The 20,405-nt window shown below is 51.6% G+C and carries 18 protein-coding genes and 1 rRNA gene; all 19 read right to left on the minus strand.

What is annotated here, in order from left to right; genetic code table 11:
* Positions 1-249: 249 nt before the first annotated feature.
* Positions 250-1,807: ribosomal RNA gene (locus MKX70_RS05390) — 16S ribosomal RNA — on the minus strand.
* A gap of 365 nt (positions 1,808-2,172) precedes the next feature.
* Positions 2,173-3,687 carry a lysine--tRNA ligase gene (gene lysS, locus MKX70_RS05395; protein WP_039309542.1) on the minus strand — a complete coding sequence of 505 codons (1,515 nt, stop codon included), beginning with the start codon at positions 3,685-3,687 and terminating at the stop codon, positions 2,173-2,175.
* Between the two features lie 195 nt (positions 3,688-3,882).
* A complete protein-coding gene (greA, locus tag MKX70_RS05400) occupies positions 3,883-4,362 on the minus strand; it encodes a transcription elongation factor GreA (protein WP_039309541.1) in 480 nt (159 codons plus the stop codon).
* A 224-nt stretch (positions 4,363-4,586) separates the two neighbouring features.
* Positions 4,587-5,603, minus strand: a complete 1,017-nt coding sequence (gene dusB, locus MKX70_RS05405; RefSeq protein WP_042231467.1) for a tRNA dihydrouridine synthase DusB — start codon at positions 5,601-5,603, stop codon at positions 4,587-4,589.
* A 39-nt stretch (positions 5,604-5,642) separates the two neighbouring features.
* Positions 5,643-5,837 (minus strand): helix-turn-helix domain-containing protein, encoded by a 195-nt coding sequence (locus MKX70_RS05410; RefSeq protein ID WP_331281922.1) that lies wholly within the window; start codon positions 5,835-5,837, stop codon positions 5,643-5,645.
* Positions 5,804-6,355 (minus strand): 2-amino-4-hydroxy-6-hydroxymethyldihydropteridine diphosphokinase, encoded by a 552-nt coding sequence (gene folK / locus MKX70_RS05415; protein ID WP_042231465.1) that lies wholly within the window; start codon positions 6,353-6,355, stop codon positions 5,804-5,806. Before folK ends, MKX70_RS05410 begins: the two co-directional genes overlap by 34 nt.
* A 9-nt stretch (positions 6,356-6,364) precedes the next feature.
* Positions 6,365-6,727, minus strand: a complete 363-nt coding sequence (gene folB / locus MKX70_RS05420) for a dihydroneopterin aldolase (protein ID WP_042231463.1) — start codon at positions 6,725-6,727, stop codon at positions 6,365-6,367.
* Positions 6,728-6,757: 30 nt separating this feature from the next.
* A complete protein-coding gene (folP, locus tag MKX70_RS05425; RefSeq protein WP_042231461.1) occupies positions 6,758-7,615 on the minus strand; it encodes a dihydropteroate synthase in 858 nt (285 codons plus the stop codon).
* Positions 7,612-8,493: an aminotransferase class IV gene (locus MKX70_RS05430; RefSeq protein ID WP_042231459.1), complete on the minus strand. Its 882-nt coding sequence runs from the start codon at positions 8,491-8,493 to the stop codon at positions 7,612-7,614. Before MKX70_RS05430 ends, folP begins: the two co-directional genes overlap by 4 nt.
* On the minus strand, positions 8,490-9,071 hold the full coding sequence (gene pabA / locus MKX70_RS05435) for an aminodeoxychorismate/anthranilate synthase component II (RefSeq protein WP_042231456.1): 582 nt from the start codon (positions 9,069-9,071) through the stop codon (positions 8,490-8,492). The genes MKX70_RS05430 and pabA overlap by 4 nt, the downstream gene beginning before the upstream one ends.
* Positions 9,071-10,693: an anthranilate synthase component I family protein gene (locus tag MKX70_RS05440; RefSeq protein WP_042231453.1), complete on the minus strand. Its 1,623-nt coding sequence runs from the start codon at positions 10,691-10,693 to the stop codon at positions 9,071-9,073. The genes pabA and MKX70_RS05440 overlap by 1 nt, the downstream gene beginning before the upstream one ends.
* A 271-nt stretch (positions 10,694-10,964) precedes the next feature.
* Positions 10,965-11,903 (minus strand): cysteine synthase A, encoded by a 939-nt coding sequence (gene cysK / locus MKX70_RS05445; protein ID WP_039309530.1) that lies wholly within the window; start codon positions 11,901-11,903, stop codon positions 10,965-10,967.
* A gap of 124 nt (positions 11,904-12,027) precedes the next feature.
* Positions 12,028-12,972: a peptidylprolyl isomerase gene (locus tag MKX70_RS05450; RefSeq protein ID WP_340839647.1), complete on the minus strand. Its 945-nt coding sequence runs from the start codon at positions 12,970-12,972 to the stop codon at positions 12,028-12,030.
* Positions 12,973-12,981: 9 nt separating this feature from the next.
* Positions 12,982-13,866, minus strand: a complete 885-nt coding sequence (hslO, locus tag MKX70_RS05455; RefSeq protein ID WP_042231450.1) for an Hsp33 family molecular chaperone HslO — start codon at positions 13,864-13,866, stop codon at positions 12,982-12,984.
* Between the two features lie 47 nt (positions 13,867-13,913).
* Positions 13,914-14,681 (minus strand): type III pantothenate kinase, encoded by a 768-nt coding sequence (locus tag MKX70_RS05460; RefSeq protein WP_039309527.1) that lies wholly within the window; start codon positions 14,679-14,681, stop codon positions 13,914-13,916.
* Complete coding sequence (gene nadC / locus MKX70_RS05465; RefSeq protein ID WP_042231443.1) at positions 14,681-15,553, minus strand: carboxylating nicotinate-nucleotide diphosphorylase; 873 nt, start codon at positions 15,551-15,553, stop codon at positions 14,681-14,683. Before nadC ends, MKX70_RS05460 begins: the two co-directional genes overlap by 1 nt.
* Positions 15,543-17,159, minus strand: a complete 1,617-nt coding sequence (gene nadB / locus MKX70_RS05470) for an L-aspartate oxidase (RefSeq protein WP_340839648.1) — start codon at positions 17,157-17,159, stop codon at positions 15,543-15,545. Before nadB ends, nadC begins: the two co-directional genes overlap by 11 nt.
* Positions 17,160-17,198: 39 nt before the next feature.
* Positions 17,199-18,137, minus strand: a complete 939-nt coding sequence (nadA, locus tag MKX70_RS05475) for a quinolinate synthase NadA (RefSeq protein ID WP_039309543.1) — start codon at positions 18,135-18,137, stop codon at positions 17,199-17,201.
* Between the two features lie 215 nt (positions 18,138-18,352).
* Positions 18,353-20,404 (minus strand): ATP-dependent zinc metalloprotease FtsH, encoded by a 2,052-nt coding sequence (ftsH, locus tag MKX70_RS05480; protein ID WP_042231440.1) that lies wholly within the window; start codon positions 20,402-20,404, stop codon positions 18,353-18,355.
* Between the last annotated feature and the right edge of the window lies 1 nt (position 20,405).

Raw genomic sequence — 20,405 nt, forward strand, 5'->3', positions numbered from 1 at the left:
GTCGCTCATAATCCAAAACCATCGCTCAGCATGACTAATAACTATTTCAACTTGCTTATACAAGTTTCAGCTAAAAGATGTTCTAAAACGCAAATTCGTTTCGGTATCCAGTTTTCAAGGATCAAGGTAAAGATGAGAGCTTAAACTCTCAAAACTGACCAACGAGTGAGTGTTTGAACCCTAAGGTTCGTTGTGGAAGCTTTAGCTTCCGATTTGAATGTTTCCGTTGCAGGAAACGATTCTCCATAGAAAGGAGGTGATCCAGCCGCACCTTCCGATACGGCTACCTTGTTACGACTTCACCCCAATCATCTACCCCACCTTCGGCGGCTGGCTCCCTTGCGGGTTACCCCACCGACTTCGGGTGTTGTAAACTCTCGTGGTGTGACGGGCGGTGTGTACAAGACCCGGGAACGTATTCACCGCGGCATGCTGATCCGCGATTACTAGCAATTCCGACTTCATGCAGGCGAGTTGCAGCCTGCAATCCGAACTGAGACCGGCTTTGCTGGGATTGGCTCCACCTCGCGGTTTCGCTTCCCGTTGTACCGGCCATTGTAGTACGTGTGTAGCCCAGGTCATAAGGGGCATGATGATTTGACGTCATCCCCACCTTCCTCCGGTTTGTCACCGGCAGTCACTCTAGAGTGCCCAGCCTTACCTGCTGGCAACTAAAGTCAAGGGTTGCGCTCGTTGCGGGACTTAACCCAACATCTCACGACACGAGCTGACGACAACCATGCACCACCTGTCTCCGATGCTCCGAAGAGGGGCACTATCTCTAATGCTTTCATCGGGATGTCAAGACCTGGTAAGGTTCTTCGCGTTGCTTCGAATTAAACCACATACTCCACTGCTTGTGCGGGTCCCCGTCAATTCCTTTGAGTTTCAGTCTTGCGACCGTACTCCCCAGGCGGAGTGCTTACTGTGTTAACTTCGGCACCAAGGGTATCGAAACCCCTAACACCTAGCACTCATCGTTTACGGCGTGGACTACCAGGGTATCTAATCCTGTTTGCTCCCCACGCTTTCGCGCCTCAGCGTCAGTTACAGCCCAGAAAGTCGCCTTCGCCACTGGTGTTCCTCCACATATCTACGCATTTCACCGCTACACGTGGAATTCCACTTTCCTCTTCTGTACTCAAGTCACCCAGTTTCCAGTGCGACCCCAGGTTGAGCCCAAGGTTTAAACACCAGACTTAAATGACCGCCTGCGCGCGCTTTACGCCCAATAATTCCGGACAACGCTTGCCCCCTACGTATTACCGCGGCTGCTGGCACGTAGTTAGCCGGGGCTTTCTTCTCAGGTACCGTCACTCCGGTAGCAGTTACTCTACCGGACGTTCTTCCCTGGCAACAGAGCTTTACGATCCGAAAACCTTCATCACTCACGCGGCATTGCTCCGTCAGGCTTTCGCCCATTGCGGAAGATTCCCTACTGCTGCCTCCCGTAGGAGTCTGGGCCGTGTCTCAGTCCCAGTGTGGCCGTTCACCCTCTCAGGTCGGCTACGCATCGTCGCCTTGGTGAGCCGTTACCCCACCAACTAGCTAATGCGCCGCAGGCCCATCCCCAAGTGGCAGATTGCTCCGCCTTTCATTCTCTCTTCAGGAGAGGAAAGAAATTATCCGGTATTAGCTACCGTTTCCGGTAGTTATCCCAGTCTTGAGGGCAGGTTGCCTACGTGTTACTCACCCGTCCGCCGCTAAATTCATTTGAAAGCAAGCTTTCAAATGAACTCCGCTCGACTTGCATGTATTAGGCATGCCGCCAGCGTTCGTCCTGAGCCAGGATCAAACTCTCCAAATTGGTTTTAGAAAGAGCGATTGCTCATTTTGAAACATCTGACGAGAATTTTCATTCTCTTTTTTGGATCTCGCCGAAGCGATCTCCCACTCACTCGTTGTTCAGTTTTCAAAGATCAAGCTCGTTGTCAGCGACGACTACCGCGTCACCAGCAACTCTTATAATATATCACATCCAACCGATCAATGCAAGCTCTTTTTTTTAACTTCTTTTCGAGCTCGGCGTTGATGTTTCGCGGCCGGAAATAGAATATATCATGTATAGATTCTTTTTGCAAGCATTTATTTCAATTAACCCTTCAACCATTGTTCCAAGGAAACTGCTTGTGCAGCTCCCTTGGATATTATGGTTAAGAATCAGATAATTATTCAGTCTTTGTTGCGCATATGAGGGAACAGTAGTACATCGCGGATAGACGCGGCATTCGTAAGCAGCATGATGAGACGGTCTACGCCGATTCCCAGTCCGCCTGTAGGCGGCATGCCATATTCCAGTGCACGGATGAAATCATCATCCATCTCATGCGCTTCGTCATTCCCCTGCTCTTTCTCGTGAATCTGTGCCTCGAAGCGCTGACGCTGGTCAATCGGGTCGTTCAGCTCACTGAACGCATTCGCATGCTCACGGGCTACAATAAACAGCTCGAAGCGGTCAGTAAAGCGTGGATCCTGATCATTCTTTTTGGCCAGCGGTGATATTTCTACTGGGTGTCCCATTACGAACGTCGGCTGAATCAATGTTTCCTCTACAAACTGCTCGAAGAATGCGTTAAGAATATGTCCGAAGGTCATATGCTTCTCAACCGGTACACGATGCTCCTTAGCCAGAGCCTGTGCCTCTTCATTCGTCATGTGGACCCCGAAGTCTACGCCTGTTACTTCTTTGACAGCGTCCACCATAGTCACACGGCGCCAGCCTGGAGACAAATCTACTTCTTGCCCCTGGTAGTTAATCACCTGGTTGCCAAGAACCTCCTGAGCGATATGAGCGATCATATTCTCTGTCAGCTGCATGATATCCTTGTAGTCGGCATATGCTTCGTACAGCTCAATCATCGTGAATTCCGGATTGTGGCGTGTAGAGATCCCTTCGTTACGGTATACGCGGCCGATTTCATATACTTTTTCCAAACCGCCTACGATCAGACGTTTCAGGTGAAGCTCGATTGCGATACGCATATACAGCTGCATGTCCAGCGTGTTGTGGTGTGTAATAAACGGACGGGCGGCGGCTCCCCCGGCAATCGTATGCAGTGTTGGAGTCTCTACTTCGAGATAGCCCAATGAGTCCAGATAACGGCGCATCGACTGGATAATCCGTGAACGCGCAATAAATGTCTGCTGTACTTCCGGATTAATAATCAGGTCAACGTAACGCTGACGGTAGCGGAGTTCTACATCCTTCAGTCCATGATATTTCTCTGGAAGCGGAAGCAGGGATTTAGACAGCACCTCAAGGTTATGCACTTTAATAGAGGTTTCACCGGTCTTGGTCTTGAACAGGGTACCGCGGATTCCGATAATATCGCCCAGGTCCAGAATGGTGAAAGCTGCGTACTGGGATTCAGAAATGCTGTCCTGGCGGACATAAATCTGAATTTTACCGCTGAGATCCTGGATGTGCGAGAAGCTCGCTTTGCCCATTACCCGCTTAGCCATAATACGTCCTGCTACACTAACCTCAAGTGCCAGCTCGTCCAGTTCCTCATGGGTTAGTCCGTCATACTTGGCCAGAAGATCGCCAGCCGCTGCTGTACGCTCATATTTCTTGCCGAACGGGTCGATTCCCAGCGCGCGGAGCTCGTCCAGCTTACCCCGGCGGATCTGCAGCAACTCACTTAGTTCACTCTCTGTAGTTTCCACGTTGTTGATTTCTTCCGTCATGTTCTTCATCCTCTCTTACTCACGGTATACAAAAGAAGAAACGGCTCCGCCCTCATACCAAGGGGACAGTCCGTTCCAGTACAAAATATAAGCTGTATGTGTTCACCCATATTTTTCGGTTGTTATACGTTGCGCGAAGCCTATAAATTCTTAACTTTTGAAAAAAGCTCCCCTAAGGAAGCTTTCGGATCCATCTTACTTCATTTTGATATCAAGAATTTTATATTGAATGACGCCTGCAGGGACACTTACATCCACAATGGTACCAATCTTCTTACCAATGATGGCTCTGCCAACCGGGCTCTCATTGGAGATTTTATTATTCAGCGGATCGGATTCGGCGGTTCCGACGATTGTATATTCCATAACGTCTCCGTACTCCATATCCTCAACGTTCACTGTAACCCCGATGCTTACTACATCTGTCACAATCTCATCACTATTAATGATACGCGCGTTGCGTAGCATCTTCTCCAAAGTCAGAACACGTCCTTCGATAAAGGCCTGCTCATTCTTCGCGTCTTCATATTCCGAGTTTTCACTGATATCTCCGTAGCCGATGGCCACTTTAATACGTTCCGCTACCTCGCGGCGTTTTACGGATTTGAGGGTCTCCAGTTCTTCTTCCAGACGCTTAAGTCCGTCCGGTGTAAGGATGACTTCTTTATCGCTCATCTCAACCGATTCTCCTGTCGTATACATTTATTGAAAACACCATACTATATGCGAATCCGGAGGGAACAGAACCCTCCTTCTCCATTGCTCCTGCTGTAACGGCGATTTTATACTGTGAAATTATATTGGAACCGCTACAAAATGTCAATGACGCCCCATATAATGTTTAGCGATATTCAATAATGCAGGCAGGGACGGGTCTGACAACGCGGCAAATCAGGGAATTAAACGGCCGAAAGAGCGATATCTGCGCCTTCTTGCACTTCTTCGTCCTTAAGCTGAACGACAAAATCACTCAAAATCCGCACCATCTCGTCACGTTTCGTTTCTTCCATAATAATGTCCTTCACCCGTGCGGCTGACTTAAGGCCCTTCAAATACCAAGCCAGATGCTTGCGCATTTCGCGGACCGCCACCGCCTCACCCTTAAGGGCGATCAGACGGTCCATGTGAAGAATGGCCACCTTGATTTTCTCTTCAGCGTCCGGTTCAGGTATCAGCTCTCCGGTACTCAAGTACTGAATGGTCCGGTACAGCATCCACGGGTTGCCCAGCGCCCCCCGCCCGATCATTACGCCGTCGCAGCCGGTCTGATCCAGCATCGCCCGCGCATCTTCAGGCGTATTCACATCACCATTGCCGATGACCGGAATGGACACAGCTTCTTTGGCCATCCGGATATACTTCCAGTCGGCATGCCCTGTATAGAGCTGCTCGCGGGTGCGGCCATGAACACTGACTGCCTTGCCTCCGGCACGCTCCACTGCACGTGCATTCTCTTCGACAAAGATATGCTCGCTGTCCCAGCCGATGCGCATCTTCACCGTCACAGGTTTATCCACGGCATCCACAACGGCAGATACCATTTCATAAATCTTGTCCGGATTCAGCAGCCAGCGCGCTCCGGCATCACATTTCGTCACCTTCGGCACCGGACAGCCCATATTAATGTCAATGATATCAGCGTTCGTTTCTTGATCCACGATTCTGGCTGCATCAACCAGCGACTCGCGGTCTCCCCCAAAAATCTGCAGACTCAGCGGTTTCTCGCGCTCATCCACAAACAGCATCTCACGGGTACGCGCATTGCCATGCACAATAGCTTTGCCGCTCACCATTTCGGCACAGACTAGACCCGTCCCGAATTCCTTGGCAATCAGACGAAACGCAGGATTACACACGCCGGCCATAGGGGCCAATACCACCTGGTTCTTCATCTCAATATCACCAATCTTCAACATACGAATCACTTCCTTATATTGTGGATCAGCTTGAGGAGCTCACGTAGCCGGGTTGGCTAGTTCATCGACCGTAACTCCCAGGAAATCCGCAATTTTATTTAAAATTTGATCTTCCAAACGTCTATTACCCCGCTCGACCGCACCAAGCACGGCCAAGGATATTCCGACAGAATCCGCCAACTCCTGCTGAGTGTAGCCCTTCAGCTTTCGGAACGCCCTAACCCGCCGTCCCATACGTTTGTTGTCCACAAGCGAATTCCTTCCTTTCCGTCTATGTCTTGAAGCGCTGTTGTAATTAAGCCGCGGAATCCGGAAGACTCTTCATTCTGCGAAACGATATCACTAAGCGGTAAGAGCACAAACGCACGCTCCAGCATCCGGGGATGCGGCAGCGTTAAGTCCGGTGTATCCAGGCTCAACCCCTCTACCCAAAGCAAATCCAAATCCACCGTTCTCGGCCCATAGCGGATATCACGTACACGGCCTAACCGGGTTTCTGTCTCCAGCATCACATGAAGCAGAGCCTCCGGAGCAAGCGTAGTACGCAGAGCCGCAGCCATATTAAGAAACTGGGGCTGATCCAGATAACCCACCGGCTCGGTCTCGTATACCGATGAGGTGCGTAGAACTTCAATCTCTTCATGCCGGTCCAGCTGGTTCAAAGCTTCTCTCAGCGTTCCTTCGCGGTCGCCCAAATTAGCCCCTAAAGCAATATAAGCCTCTGATGCCTCAGAGGTAGAATGTATATTCATGACTCTGTCTCACTTTCTCGTCCGGCGCAGTTCTACGGTCACTCCCTGAAAATGAATATCGAATGGCGGATGCGGTTTCGTCACCTTGACGGTTACTGCATTGATAACAGTATAAGTGTCCAGTACTGCGGATGCAATATATTCTGCCAAAGCCTCAATCAGCTTGAAGGACTTTGTTTCGACAATTTTTTTGACCAAGAAATGTACTTCGGCATAATTCACGGTTAGCTCCAGATCATCAGAGAGACCCGCTCCCTGCAAATCAAGCTCGAGCTCCAAATCCACATAATAACGCTGGCCCAGCTTGCGCTCCTCTTCAAACACACCGTGATATCCATAGTATTCCATGCGGTGCAGCTTCATTTTATCCATCTAGGGTACCTGCCTTCTCTTGAAAATAGTCTATTCACGCACCACAGGTGCTGCGGCATACAACATGGCATCGCACATATCTACCGTACGTTTGATTAAAGAGACATCATGCACCCGCACGATCTGGCAGCCCTGGGCAATTCCGAAAGCGACCGTAGCAGCGGTCCCTTCCACAACATCATCCGCCGGCAAATCGAGTGCGGTACGGATGAATTTTTTGCGCGAAGTGGCCAGCAGCAGCGGATACCCAAGCTCCCCCAGTACATCCAGGCCCATCATTGCCTGTAGATTCTCCGTATAATCCTTGGCAAAGCCGATTCCGGGATCGAGAATGATATTCTGCGGCTCTACTCCGGCTGTCAGGGCAAGGTTAATACTCGCGGTTAAATCCTCCGTCATATCGCTGATCAATTCCTGATAATTGCGGTCATGGCGGTTATGCATCAGGATAATCGGACAACCCGCCTGTGCGGCAACTGCCGCCATCTGCGGATCTGCTTTGGCTCCCCAGACATCGTTAATGATATGGGCACCTGCCTGAATCGCACGGCGCGCTACTTCCGCTTTGTAGGTGTCTATAGATAGCGGCAGATGAGGCGCGGCACGGTGGATGCTCTCGATAACGGGCAGTACGCGTTCCAACTCATCCTCAACTCCTACCGGCTGATGACCGGGACGCGTTGACTCTCCGCCTATATCAATAATATCGGCACCTTCGGCTGCCATTCGCAGTGCATGCTCTACCGCTCTATCCGGGTCTGTCCATAATCCCCCATCGGAAAAAGAGTCCGGCGTCACATTGAGGATACCCATGATCAGGGTCCGTTCGCCTAAAATCAGCCTGCCGCTTCCGCATCGGTAGGTCCGTTTATATATTACCGGCTTCATTCCAGCCCCCCCGCCCTTTCTCTGTAAAGCTTCAGGATTGCATTTGTCCGTTCTCCGCAGCGCCCGCTGCCTATCTTTATCCGCCGGTCCCCGTTCCAGAGAGCCGTTACCGGTACAATCTCCTGCACCGAATTGGTTAGGAAAATTTCGTCAGCAGCCTCAAGCTGCTCCCAGCGGTAAAAGCCTTGTTCTGGATGGAGCCCTGCGGATGCTGCCAGCTCCAGCACCATTTCCCGGGTAATTCCGGGGAGAATGCCTGTAGCTATATCGGGGGTATAGAGCCGGTTATCTGCGGCGAAAAAGATGTTGCTCACGATTCCCTCGGATATGTCGCCCGCTGCCGTCAGCATCAACCCCTCTGCTCCTCTAGACGAAGACGGGTATCCGGCCAGCTCACGCTTGGCCAGAATGTTGTTCATATAATGCAGCGACTTCAGCCGTACAGGGCCTTCCGGGGTATTCCGCCGGTGATGCAGCAGTTGCAGTTCTTTGCCTTCGCTATACAGGCTGTCCGGCAGTTCCGGCAGCGCTTTGATATACAGCAGCTGATTAGGCTGCTTGTAATCTCCTGCCGGCAGCCCGAGGATATCTTCACCGGCTGTAACTGTATAGCGGACATAAGCCTCGCTAAGCTCATTCTTGTCCATTATAAGCCGAATCCATTCCAGCAGCTGCTGCACATCCGGCGCAAAGGGAATACCCAGCTGCCGGCAGCCCTCTGCCATCCGGTCAAGATGCCTCTGCAGCAGAAAGGGCTCCCCCCCGTAGGTGCGGAAGGTCTCAAACAGACCCATTCCGTACAAAAAGCCGTGATCCAGGGCGGAGACCACGGCGTCTTTGGCGTCGACTGCTTTATTGTTAAGTCCTATATATTTCATGCCGGTTCTCCGGCTCTCCGTTTCAGGAAATTGCGCAGCATCGTATGTCCATGATCGGTAATGATCGACTCGGGATGGAACTGCACGCCTTCGATTGGGTATTCCTTATGGCGCAGGGCCATAATCTCGCCTTCGGCCGTTTCTGCAGTAATCTCCAGGCAATCCGGCAGACTCTCACGTTCTACAATCAAGGAATGATATCGTGTTGCTGTAAACGGGGACTCCAGTCCTTCGAAGACAGAGGTGCCCTTATGGTGAATCGGCGAGGTTTTGCCGTGCATCAGGCGTTCTGCCCGGATCACATTACCGCCGAAGGCTTGTCCGATGGCCTGATGGCCGAGGCATACACCAAAGATCGGGATGACTCCTTTGAAATGCTGCAGCAGCTCCAGACTGATGCCTGCCTCATTGGGTGTACAGGGTCCCGGAGAGATCAAAATATGATCCGGTGCCAGGGCTTCAATCTCCTGAATACTGATCTCATCGTTACGGGATACCTTAACGTCCTCCCCCAGCTCCCCCAGATATTGCACCAGGTTATACGTAAAGGAATCATAATTATCGATGACCAAGATCATTAAAAGCTTCCTCCTTCTGTGCCGGAGGTAGTCCGCAATTCCTGCTCGCGTTCACTGCAGAGAATCGCTTTCACTACCGCTTTGGCTTTGTTGTGGCATTCCCGGTACTCCCGGTAAGGATCCGAATCGATCACAATACCCGCTCCTGTCTGAATGTAGCCGATTCCGTCCTTCACGGCCAGTGTACGTATAATTATATTTAATTCCATATTGCCGTTATAGTCAATCCAGCCCATGGATCCAGTATATGGACCCCGGCGGACCGGCTCCAGCTCTTCAATGATTTCCATGGTGCGCACCTTGGGCGCTCCGGTAATCGTGCCGCCGGGGAATAAGGCGGCAATGACATCGTAAGCATCCTTGCCGGGTGCGGCGATGCCCTCCACCTGCGAGACGAGATGCATCACATGCGAGTATCGCTCCACGGTCAGCAGCTCCGGCACGCTGACCGTCCCATACGCAGCGACACGGCCGATGTCGTTGCGCTCGAGATCGACAAGCATAACATGCTCGGCGATCTCCTTCTCGCTCCCGCGCAGCTCCGCCTCCATGGCGGCATCCTCCGCGGGAGTGTGGCCCCGGCGCCGGGTACCGGCTATGGGGCGGGCGCTGACCTTGTCCCCGTGCAGCTTCACGAGCAGCTCCGGCGAAGCGCTGGAGAGGGCGAAGCCGGGCGTGCGGAGCAGCCCCATGTACGGGGACGGGTTGAGTCTGCGCAGCCACTCGTAGACATCCTCCGGCGAGGACTGCAGCTGCGCCTGCTGGCGCAGCGATAGGTTCACCTGGAAGACATCGCCGGCACGGATGTATTCCTGAACATCCAGCACGGCCTGCTGGAATTGCTCCGGCGAGAAATCCGAGCTCATGCCCGGCCATTCTCCGGTGATACTAGCTTCAGTATCAATCAGGCCGGAAATGTCAGCATACTGGGAGGCAGCAGCTGCTTCAGAAGAAGCAGGTGCCATGATACGCTGCCACTCCTCCAGCATTCGCTCCGCACGGCTCACAGCATCAAGATACATGGCGTGCAGCTCAGCCCTGTTAGCGGATATCACAGCCGGAACAGGTACATGGACTGCACAATACACAATATCCTCGTGATGGTCATAGATCCACAGCTCTTCCAGCCTCATGAACAGATAATCCGGGAAATCGGGATCCCTCTTGGCACAGGACGGCAGCTTCTCCAGAGAGCGGACTACATCATAGCCGAGAAATCCGATACAACCTCCGGTAAAGGGCGGCTGCCCGTCGAACGGTACGCGGGGTGAGACATAATCCTTCATCCACTCCTGCAGCACTTTCAGCGGCTGTCCTTGAAGCAGCTCCGTAGCTTCAGGTTCAGCTTGGGCCTGTCCCACAGCCGCATCAAATAGACTGTAGAGCTCCGCAGTATCTCCAATGCCCTTTATGACTGAAACCGGACGCAAGCCCAGATACGTATACCGTCCGCCCTTACCGCTCTCCAGGACCACGGAATATGGTGAAGCCATCTCCCAGGCTCTCTGCCAGCTGCCCGGCAGTCCCGCTTTCTCCTGCCGTGACTGAAGGACCAGCGGAAGAACGCTCCAGGCTTCGTCCGCCCATTGTTCCCACTCCTGCCAAGCCGTTAAGATCCCCACATTTATCCCCCTAAAGTTTTGTGAAGCCTTTGCTTCTCTAGAATTACTTCGCAACAAAACTCGCTTCGGAAGCATGTGCTAAGTTTTGTGAAGCATAGCCTCGAAAGCATACGCTGGCTTCTACGATAGTTTATTGCCTGTCAGTATACTGTACATCCGGTTACTTTGAAAAGCCTTTAGACCTCATAAATGCTTATTATTCAGAAAAAGAGCCTGCGATATCCCTATGGAAGCGGATCACAGGCTCTTCTGAATTGCTGGTTCTCAGCAATTATACTTCAAAGTTATACAGCGGTGTGCTCAGATAACGTTCGCCGTTACTTGGGATAATAACAACGATCTTTTTACCTGCGCCCAGTTCCTTAGCTACTTTGAGGGCAGCAAATACAGCAGCGCCGGAAGAAATACCGGACAGAACGCCTTCCTCTTTGGCTACGCGGCGGGCTGTTTCAAAGGCTTCGTCATTCTCTACATGAATGATTTCATCATAGATATCCTGGTTCAGGATGTCAGGAACGAAGTTGGCGCCAATCCCCTGGATTTTGTGGGGACCCGGCTTGCCTCCGGCCAGGATTGGGGAAGCTGCAGGTTCTACAGCATAGATCTTCACATCAGGATACTGGCTCTTCAACACTTCACCCGCGCCGCTGATCGTTCCGCCTGTACCGACACCTGCGATGAACGCATCCAGGGGCCCACCAATGGATTCGATTGCTTCCACGATCTCCGGTCCAGTGGTCTCGCGGTGAATCTTCACATTGGCTTTGTTCTTAAACTGCTCTGCAAGGAAGTAATCCGGATTCTCACTGAGGATTTGCTCAGCTTTCTTAACTGCCCCGTTCATCCCCTCGGATCCTGGAGTCAATACCAGCTCAGCACCATAAGCACGCAGCAGGTTGCGGCGCTCAAGGCTCATCGTTTCAGGCATAACAATAATCGCCTTGTAGCCTTTGGCAGCAGCAACAAGCGCCAGGCCAATCCCTGTATTACCGCTGGTCGCTTCTACAATGGTGCCTCCAGGTTTCAGGGAACCGTCCTTCTCAGCTTCTTCCACAATGCTGATAGCGATGCGGTCTTTCACACTCGAACCCGGATTTTGATATTCCAGCTTCAAGTAAATTTCTGCTGAACCTTCCGGAACAATCCGACCCAGACGAACGAGCGGTGTGCCACCGATCAAATCTGTTACACTGTTGACGACTTTAGCCATGAGCAAAAACCTCCTTGGGATGATAGATGAATTGGGTGCGGAACCTGTGACAGTTATGATTCGCATATGTTGTGCCGCTTATTATTTCCGACTAAATCAGTAGGTTTTACATAATTTCATATTATCAATCTTGCAGGCTGTTGTCAATATATATTGCTGTAGCATATTTGGCACGCAAATCGCTTTCCACCTGTTGCAGGGGCGCTGCTTGTTCAAGCGCCAGCTCCTGGCGTATCAGCCCTCGGAGCTCATCCTGATCCGGCTTCCCGGGATCAATAAGCTTCTCCAGCCGGATCACGGCATAGCCGCCTTCGACCTGCAGCGGCCCTGCGATGTCTCCCGCCTCAAGGCCCGCTGCTGTCTTCAGCAGTTCCTCCGGCCAGAACGGATCATTCTCCTCCACTGTTCCGATATTACCGCCATGCTGGCGGCTCTCCTCATCAATGGATACCTCTCTGGCCAGGCCGGCGAAATCCTCTCCCTGCTCCAGGCGGTCCATAACCTGATTAGCCCCGTTATAGGTTGCCAGCTTAATCATAGAGAGCTGCATTTGCTTCCTGGGAGTAAATCTCTCGGCATTTTGGGTCAAATAATCATCAATTTCAATTTCACTAACCGTGATACCGGCGGTGGCTACCGCTTGAAGCGTCAGCCGATACGCGGTCTCGTCGTGCAGCTCCTGGCGGGAAAGACCAAGCTCAGACTGCATCTGATCATAATACTGCTCCTCTGAACCGTAGCCGGACATGCCGCGCTTCAATTCCTGCTCAATCTCCTCATCGGTCACGGTAATACCGAGAGCTTTGGCTTCCTTGCCAACAACGATATGATTAAGCATGCCCAGCAGCACTTCAGCTCCATGCTTTTTTTTGAGTTCATCTATCCATTCCCGGTCCGTGACCGGCTGGCCTCCAGCGGCAGCAATATCCGAAGCCTCCCCGTCTGCAGCCTCTCCCTTAAGCAGGGCCATTGCACGCAGGCTCCAGAATAAAAGACCTCCAAGCATTAAGGTCGCGACGGCGAGTAATATAACGGTATTGCGCAGCGCGCGCTCCTGTCTTGTCATCATCTCATAGCCCTACGATTTCGCTTGATCGAGGATTACCTGCAGTTCATCCTTGTTAAACACATAAGCTTCATTACAGTAATGACATATGACTTCAGCCTGATCATCTTCTTCGATCAGCTGCTCCAGTTCGTGCTGGCCCAGACTGACCAGTGTCTCTTCTATCCGCTCACGCGAGCATTGACAGACAAAAGAGATCTCGAGTTCATCAAGGACTACAGCATCCGGCAGCAGCAAACGAAGCATCTCTTCAGGCTCAAGGCCCTGGTCCAGGATCGCCGTCACTGAAGGCATCGCTCCGACGGCATGCTCAATCTCGGTGATCTCTTCATCTGTCAGGCCGGGAAGCAGTTGAATGATGAACCCTCCGGCAACTCTTACCGAATTATCTGTCTCCACCAATACACCCAGCCCTACAGCAGCAGGTGTTTGTTCCGAAACGGCAAAATAATAAGTGAAATCCTCGCCCAGTTCTCCTGAGACAATAGGCACACTGCCGCGATACGGCTCTTTCATCCCCAGATCCTTGCTGATATCAATGAATCCTTCCGTACCCACAGCACCTGCGACATCCAGCTTGCCAAGGCTATTGCTCGGCAGATGAACATGCGGATTACTCACATAACCGCGAACCTCGCCCAGGGCGTTGGATTCGGCCGTAATCTGTCCGATCGGTCCATTCCCTTTGACCATAATCGCCAGCTTCTCCTGACCCTTGAGCATAGCGCCCATGATGGCTGCGGCGGTTACAGTACGGCCAAGCGCAGCTGTAGCTGTCGGATAGGTATCATGTCTGCGCCGCAATTCGTCGACAAGTTCTGTTGTCCGGACTGCGAACGCTCTGACCTTCCCGTTCATGGCAGTTCCCCGGATAAGCCGATCCTTCTTTTTTTCCATTGGGTGCATACTCCTCCTATCTGTCTGTATAAGGTTTCATTTCATGATTATTTGTTACGATTGTAAATAATACGCAGTCCTTCCAGCGTGAGCATCGGATTAACCTCATCAATGCAATCTGTCTCGCCGGCAATCAGCGGAGCAAGCCCCCCTGTAGCAATAACCTTGAGAACGGGCGCATTCATCTCCAGCTTAATGCGTCTTACAATTCCCTCTACCTGGCCGGCATAGCCAAAAATAATTCCTGCCTGCATCGCGTGAACAGTATTGCGTCCGATCACCTTCTTGGGCTTCTCCAGCTCAATCCGCGGCAGCTTGGATGCCCGTTGATATAAGGCCTCTGTAGAGATTCCGAGACCCGGCACGATTGCCCCGCCAAGATAGTTCGCTCCGGCATCAATACAGTCAAACGTAGTTGCCGTACCAAAATCAACGACCACGAGCGGGCATTTATACTGCTCGATAGCCGCAACGGCATTAACAATCCGGTCTGCCCCCACTTCGCGCGGATTCTCATAACGCAGATTAAGCCCGGTTTTGATTCCGGGGCCTACGAGCAGCGGGTCTTTGCCGATATATTTCACGCACATTTCCACGATAACCTGAACCAGCGGCGGAACAACTGAGGAGATGATGACGCCCTCTACATCTTTAAACGATATATTCGACATGTGGAACAGATTATGAATCAGGACACCATATTCATCCACAGTCGATTGACGCGCTGTGCTAAGCCGGAAATGATGAAGCAGCTCAGGCCCCCGGTAGACTCCAAGCACGATGTTCGTATTCCCGATATCAACGACAAGTATCATTAGAGATTTCCGCCTTTCTTGCCATTCAGATCCAGACTGATATCAAGACTGGCGAAGGAATAGGTAAGCCGGCCTACAGAAATAACATCTACACCCGATTCTGCAATCCCGCGTACCGTTTCCAGAGATACATTGCCTGAAGCCTCGATTTTGACATGCCGCGCTTTGGTTCTGATTCTTCTTACCGCTTCCGTCATCAGCTCAGGAGACATATTATCAAGCATGATAATGTCCGCCCCCGCAGCGAGTGCTTCCTCTACCTGCTCCAGGCTTTCCGTTTCCACTTCGATCGTCATGGTGTGAGGGATATTGGCCCGGGCGCGTCCTACCGCCTGACGAATGCCTCCGGCGCCCTTGATATGATTATCCTTAATCATTACCGCGTCATATAAGCCGAAGCGGTGATTGGCTCCGCCGCCTATGCGCACAGCATACTTCTCCAGCATCCGGTGACCTGGTGTTGTCTTGCGGGTATCCACCAGCCGGGTTGGCAGACCTTGAAGCTCTTGCACGAATGACGCCGTCCGCGAGGCCACACCGGACAACCGTTGCATCAGATTAAGGGCAAGCCGTTCGCCTGTAAGAATGGCATGCGTGCTGCCCTCGACTTCTGCGATGACCGTGCCTTTGGACACAGGCTGGCCCTCTTGAACCAATGCCGTAAATACGAGTGTCGGGTCTACCACCTCAAAAACCAGTTCAGCCACGGGAATTCCGCAGATTACTCCGTCCTCTTTGGCATGGATAATCCCTTTGGATTCATGTCCCTGGGGTATAGTGGTACGTGTTGTGATATCCCCTGATCCGACATCCTCCTGCAGCCATCCCTTAATAGACTGGAGCAGTTCTTCATTATAGCCATTAAACATCATCACTTAATTCCTCCACTATTCCCAGTTCGCGAATCTGGAGCAGATGCTTCTGCCACTCTGCATCATTCCGCAGCGGATAATCCTCGCGATAATGAGCGCCGCGGCTCTCCTCCCGTGCCAGCGCTGATTCGGTAATCAGCAGGCAGCACGTAAGCATATTAGCGAACTCGTATTCTTCACGTTTGGTAAGTGCCGCATTAAAAATCGGCAGCTGACGCTTTAATTCATCCAGTCCTTTAATCAGCATTTCCTGGTTCCGCCGTAGTCCGGCGTAGCGTACCATAACCTTTTGCAGCTTCAGACGACGTTCCACAATTGCCTGGGTAGGCGACTCCACCCGGCCATGGTCACAGCTTGCTGATACTGTATCTTGCCCAAGCGGCAGGAGCTGACGGATGCGCTCTACGATCCGTCGGCCAAAGACAATCGCTTCCGATAAGGAATTACTGGCCAGCCGGTTGGCTCCCTGTACCCCTGTAGAAGAAACCTCGCCACAGGCAAACAGGCGGGAAACGGTGCTCTCCCCGTTCAGATCGGTCTTGACGCCCCCCATCATATAATGCGCAGCAGGAGCCACTGGAATCCAGTCACTTGTAATATCCAGTCCATAACTCATACAGGTCTCATAGATCGTCGGGAAGCGGTGTTTGACCATATCGGCTGATTCATGTGTAATATCAAGGTAGACAAAGGTGGATTTGGTCAGCTCCATCTCGCTCACAATCGCCCGGGCCACAATATCGCGCGGGGCCAGTTCCAGCAGCTCATGGTACCGTTCCATAAAACGGTCTCCGTTGATATTGCGCAGCACAGCGCCTTCACCGCGTACCGCTTCCGAGATCAGGAAGCGCGGCGCTCCGGGATAACTGAGTGCTGTCGGGTGGAACTGGATGAATTCCATATCCCGTACATGGGCTCCAGCCCGATAAGCAATGGCGACACCGTCACCGGTTGCCACTTCAGGATTGGTCGTATAGCGGTATAATTGCCCTGCTCCGCCTGAGCACAGGATGGTTGCATCGGCTTGCAGGAACAAACGTCCGCCGCCCGGCCGCTGTACCAGTGCCCCCACGCATTCCCCGTCTACGGTAATCAGATCAATGACATAATGGTCATCCCATACCTCGATATTCTTATGCTGCTCTGCCTGCTCAGCCAAGGCGCGGACAATTTCATAGCCTGTAGCATCCCCATTCGCATGCAGAATACGACGGTGACTATGTGCTGCCTCTTGTGTTAACGCAAGCTCGCCATTCTCCTTGTCGAACTTCGTCCCGAGCCGAATGAGTTCGCGGACACCTTCCGGACCTTCATTCACCAGTACATCAACAGCCACAGAGGAGTTTAGCCCCGCACCGGCCATCAGGGTATCCTGACGATGGTACACCGGAGAATCATCGTCTGAGAACACAGCGGCTATCCCCCCTTGGGCATACCGTGTATTGCTCTCCATCACTGTCTTCTTCGTAATCATAATGACCTTCCGGTCTTCACTGGCTTTGATCGCTGTGAACAAACCGGCAATGCCCGAACCAATCACAATACAGTCTGTTTTAATTACAGGAAGCCCCAGAAGATCGAAATCAACCAAATATTTTGGAATCATGACCGCTTTTCACCTGTTTCAACGAAAGAGTAGCGCATGCTACCGGACTTGTAGCATGCGCTCTAGGGAAGTTCTGGCTTTGTCGGCGACAGCGGGCGGTACATAAATCTGCGGCTTCATCGTCTCCAGGCATTTTACCAGTTTCTTTAAATTGTTAACCTTCATATTGGGACAGACCAGAAATTTGGTGGCAAAATGGAATTCTTTATCCGGACTGTCCAAACGCAGCTGATATCCGGTTCCATCCTCAGTTCCCACGATAAACTGCCGGCGGTCCGATTTCCGGCAATACTCTATAATCGAGGTTGTGCTGCCCACATAATCACCCATGGCCACCACTTCAGGACGGCATTCCGGATGTACCACAAATTCTGCTTCCGGATATTTGGCTCTCATCTCCACTACATCCTTGACGGTAAGCATATCGTGAGTATTACAGTAGCCCTCCCATATAATCAGCTTCTTGCCGGTCTTATCCTGAACATATTGGCCCAGGTTCTTATCGGGTACCCAGATAATCTCTTCCGCATCAAGCGATTCAATCACCTTCACCGCATTGGCAGAGGTACAGCAAATATCAGTTTCTGCTTTGATCTCAGCGGAGGAGTTGATATAGGTTACTACTTTGGCATTAGGATGCTGCGCCTTCAGCTTCCGGAGTCCGTCCACGTTGACCATATCCGCCATAGGACAGCCGGCGCGTTCATCAGGAATTATTACAGTTTTGTTAGGCGCAAGAATCTTGGCGCTTTCCCCCATAAAGTGAACCCCGCAGAATACAATCACATCTGCCTCTGTCTCCGCAGCCTTCTGAGCCAGTAAAAAAGAGTCGCCACGGAAATCCGCTACTTCCTGAATTTCATCCCGCTGATAATAATGAGCCAGAATTATTGCATTCCGTTCTTTCTTAAGCTGTTCGAGGCGCACACGAAGTTCACGATTCTGTTCCTGCTTGCGCTCAAGCGCCAGAGCTTCCACGGTCATTCTCCCCCTTATGTCTTCATGGCTTATAGCCAGTACATTCTATTAAGTTAACTTATTTAATATTTAATCACTAATGTACACAACGTTCCACCCCCTGTCAATGCGGGCAAGCCGGGTGTAGCTCTATGTCTTGATGTACGTATAGACAGAAAAATCCGGAGAACCTCAGGTTCTCCGGATAAAATTACGATGTTTTGTTCAAAAAGTGATTAAACCAGACTTCCGCCGCCTTTGTTGCCCTCATCCGAACCGTTTCCTTCTTCAGGATCCGGTTTATTCGGAATATCCTTGGACAGATCGCCAAGGAATGGCGGTTCTTCACCGGATTTGCCTTGAATGCGTACACGTACATCACCGATAGAATCAATTACTGGCTCGCCCGCTTCGTGCGTAACTGCCTCTGTTTCTTCCGGTTTGCCATCCTCTGTCAGGTAGCCTTGCTCAATCAATTCTGTGATCTGATCAAGTTCCAGCGTTTCCTTCTCCAGAAGGGTGTTCGCAATCAGGTGCATTTCTTTGGAATGCTTAGTCAGCAGCTCTCTGCAGCGCTCATAGCTGCTGCGGATAAGGTTCTGCATTTCCTGATCAATCTCGTAAGCAATGGAGTCACTGTAGTTCTGTTCATGTCCGATATCACGGCCAAGGAAGACTTGGCCTTGGGATGTCCCGAACTGCAATGGCCCAAGCTTATCGCTCATTCCATATTCCATAATCATCGCACGCACAATGCGCGTAGCCTGCTGGAAGTCACTATAAGCGCCTGTGCCGATTTCGCCAATGAACAATTCTTCAGCAACACGTCCGCCCAGGAGTCCGGTAACCTTATCCAAGAGTTCCTGCTTGGTAACGATCATCCGGTCTTCCTTAGGAAGCATAATGACATATCCGCCTGCGCGGCCGCGCGGGATAATGGTAACCTTATGCACCACATCGGCATGCTCGAGGAAGTAGCCGGCAATGGTATGACCTGCTTCGTGGTAAGCTACAATACGTTTCTCGCGGTCACTGATTACGCGGCTGCGTTTCTCTGTGCCGACAATTACACGGTCAATCGCTTCATCCACTTCACGCATGGTAATGTCCTTACGGTTGCGGCGTGCAGCAAGCAGTGCCGCTTCGTTAAGCAGGTTCTCCAGATCCGCACCGGTGAAGCCAGTTGTACGCTTGGCAATTACGTCAAGCCGAACATCCTTGGTAAGCGGTTTGTTGCGGGAGTGAACCTTCAGTACAGCTTCACGGCCCTTCACGTCTGGACGGTCAACCGTAATCTGACGGTCAAACCGGCCTGGACGGAGCAATGCCGGATCCAGTATGTCGGCGCGGTTAGTAGCCGCGACAATGATAATGCCTTCGTTGCCGCCAAAGCCGTCCATTTCAACGAGCAATTGGTTAAGGGTTTGTTCGCGTTCGTCATGTCCGCCGCCAAGTCCTGCGCCACGCTGACGTCCCACAGCATCGATTTCGTCGATAAAGATGATACAAGGAGCATTCTTCTTCGCATTCTCGAACAAATCACGTACCCGGGATGCGCCGACACCGACGAACATTTCCACAAAGTCGGAACCGGAGATACTGAAGAATGGAACACCGGCTTCACCTGCTACCGCACGGGCCAGCAAGGTTTTACCTGTTCCCGGAGGTCCCACAAGGAGTACCCCTTTAGGAATACGTGCACCTACAGCTGCGAATTTACGCGGATCCTTGAGGAATTCCACGACCTCCACCAGCTCTTGCTTCTCTTCATCAGCTCCTGCAACATCCTCGAAGCTGATTTTCTTCTTCTCTTCATTATATAACCGGGCTTTGCTCTTGCCGAAATTCATGACCTTGCCGCCGCCGCCCTGTGCATTGTTAAACAGGAAGAAGAACAGGATGAACATGATAACTAATGGAATGATGGAAGAAAGGAATGTCAGCCAGATGCTGTCGCCTTCCATTTTCTTCTGAGTCAGCTCCACGCCATTATCTTCACTGGCAGCTATAAGTTCATCAAGGGCCCGATCTGTAGGAGGAACATAAGTGGAGAAATTCTTAGATTTAGTTTCAGGTGGCAATTCTTTGTATTCGCCTGTAACCAGAAATGCGTTACCCTCAAACTGAACCGTCAGGCTCTTCACGTTATTGTCCTTGATCTCCTGTCTTAACTCATCATATCTAGGGAAATCGGCGGATTCATTTCCATTGCTTACAAACTGGACAATGCCCACCACGACTAAAAATAAAATCAAATAAAAACCAGAATTCCGGATGAACCGATTCATC

The sequence above is a fragment of the Paenibacillus sp. FSL R7-0312 genome (genome assembly GCF_038004445.1).
Taxonomy (GTDB): domain Bacteria; phylum Bacillota; class Bacilli; order Paenibacillales; family Paenibacillaceae; genus Paenibacillus_AQ.

Bases quoted from the DNA above. Each gene is read 5' to 3' on its own strand.
- lysS (WP_039309542.1), bottom strand. From the start codon at position 3,687: ATGACGGAAGAAATCAACAACGTGGAAACTACAGAGAGTGAACTAAGT.
- greA (WP_039309541.1), bottom strand. From the start codon at position 4,362: ATGAGCGATAAAGAAGTCATCCTTACACCGGACGGACTTAAGCGTCTG.
- dusB (WP_042231467.1), bottom strand. From the start codon at position 5,603: ATGTTGAAGATTGGTGATATTGAGATGAAGAACCAGGTGGTATTGGCC.
- MKX70_RS05410 (WP_331281922.1), bottom strand. From the start codon at position 5,837: ATGGGACGGCGGGTTAGGGCGTTCCGAAAGCTGAAGGGCTACACTCAG.
- folK (WP_042231465.1), bottom strand. From the start codon at position 6,355: ATGAATATACATTCTACCTCTGAGGCATCAGAGGCTTATATTGCTTTA.
- folB (WP_042231463.1), bottom strand. From the start codon at position 6,727: ATGGATAAAATGAAGCTGCACCGCATGGAATACTATGGATATCACGGT.
- folP (WP_042231461.1), bottom strand. From the start codon at position 7,615: ATGAAGCCGGTAATATATAAACGGACCTACCGATGCGGAAGCGGCAGG.
- MKX70_RS05430 (WP_042231459.1), bottom strand. From the start codon at position 8,493: ATGAAATATATAGGACTTAACAATAAAGCAGTCGACGCCAAAGACGCC.
- pabA (WP_042231456.1), bottom strand. From the start codon at position 9,071: ATGATCTTGGTCATCGATAATTATGATTCCTTTACGTATAACCTGGTG.
- cysK (WP_039309530.1), bottom strand. From the start codon at position 11,903: ATGGCTAAAGTCGTCAACAGTGTAACAGATTTGATCGGTGGCACACCG.
- MKX70_RS05450 (WP_340839647.1), bottom strand. From the start codon at position 12,972: ATGATGACAAGACAGGAGCGCGCGCTGCGCAATACCGTTATATTACTC.
- hslO (WP_042231450.1), bottom strand. From the start codon at position 13,866: ATGGAAAAAAAGAAGGATCGGCTTATCCGGGGAACTGCCATGAACGGG.
- MKX70_RS05460 (WP_039309527.1), bottom strand. From the start codon at position 14,681: ATGATACTTGTCGTTGATATCGGGAATACGAACATCGTGCTTGGAGTC.
- nadC (WP_042231443.1), bottom strand. From the start codon at position 15,553: ATGATGTTTAATGGCTATAATGAAGAACTGCTCCAGTCTATTAAGGGA.
- nadB (WP_340839648.1), bottom strand. From the start codon at position 17,159: ATGATTCCAAAATATTTGGTTGATTTCGATCTTCTGGGGCTTCCTGTA.
- ftsH (WP_042231440.1), bottom strand. From the start codon at position 20,404: ATGAATCGGTTCATCCGGAATTCTGGTTTTTATTTGATTTTATTTTTA.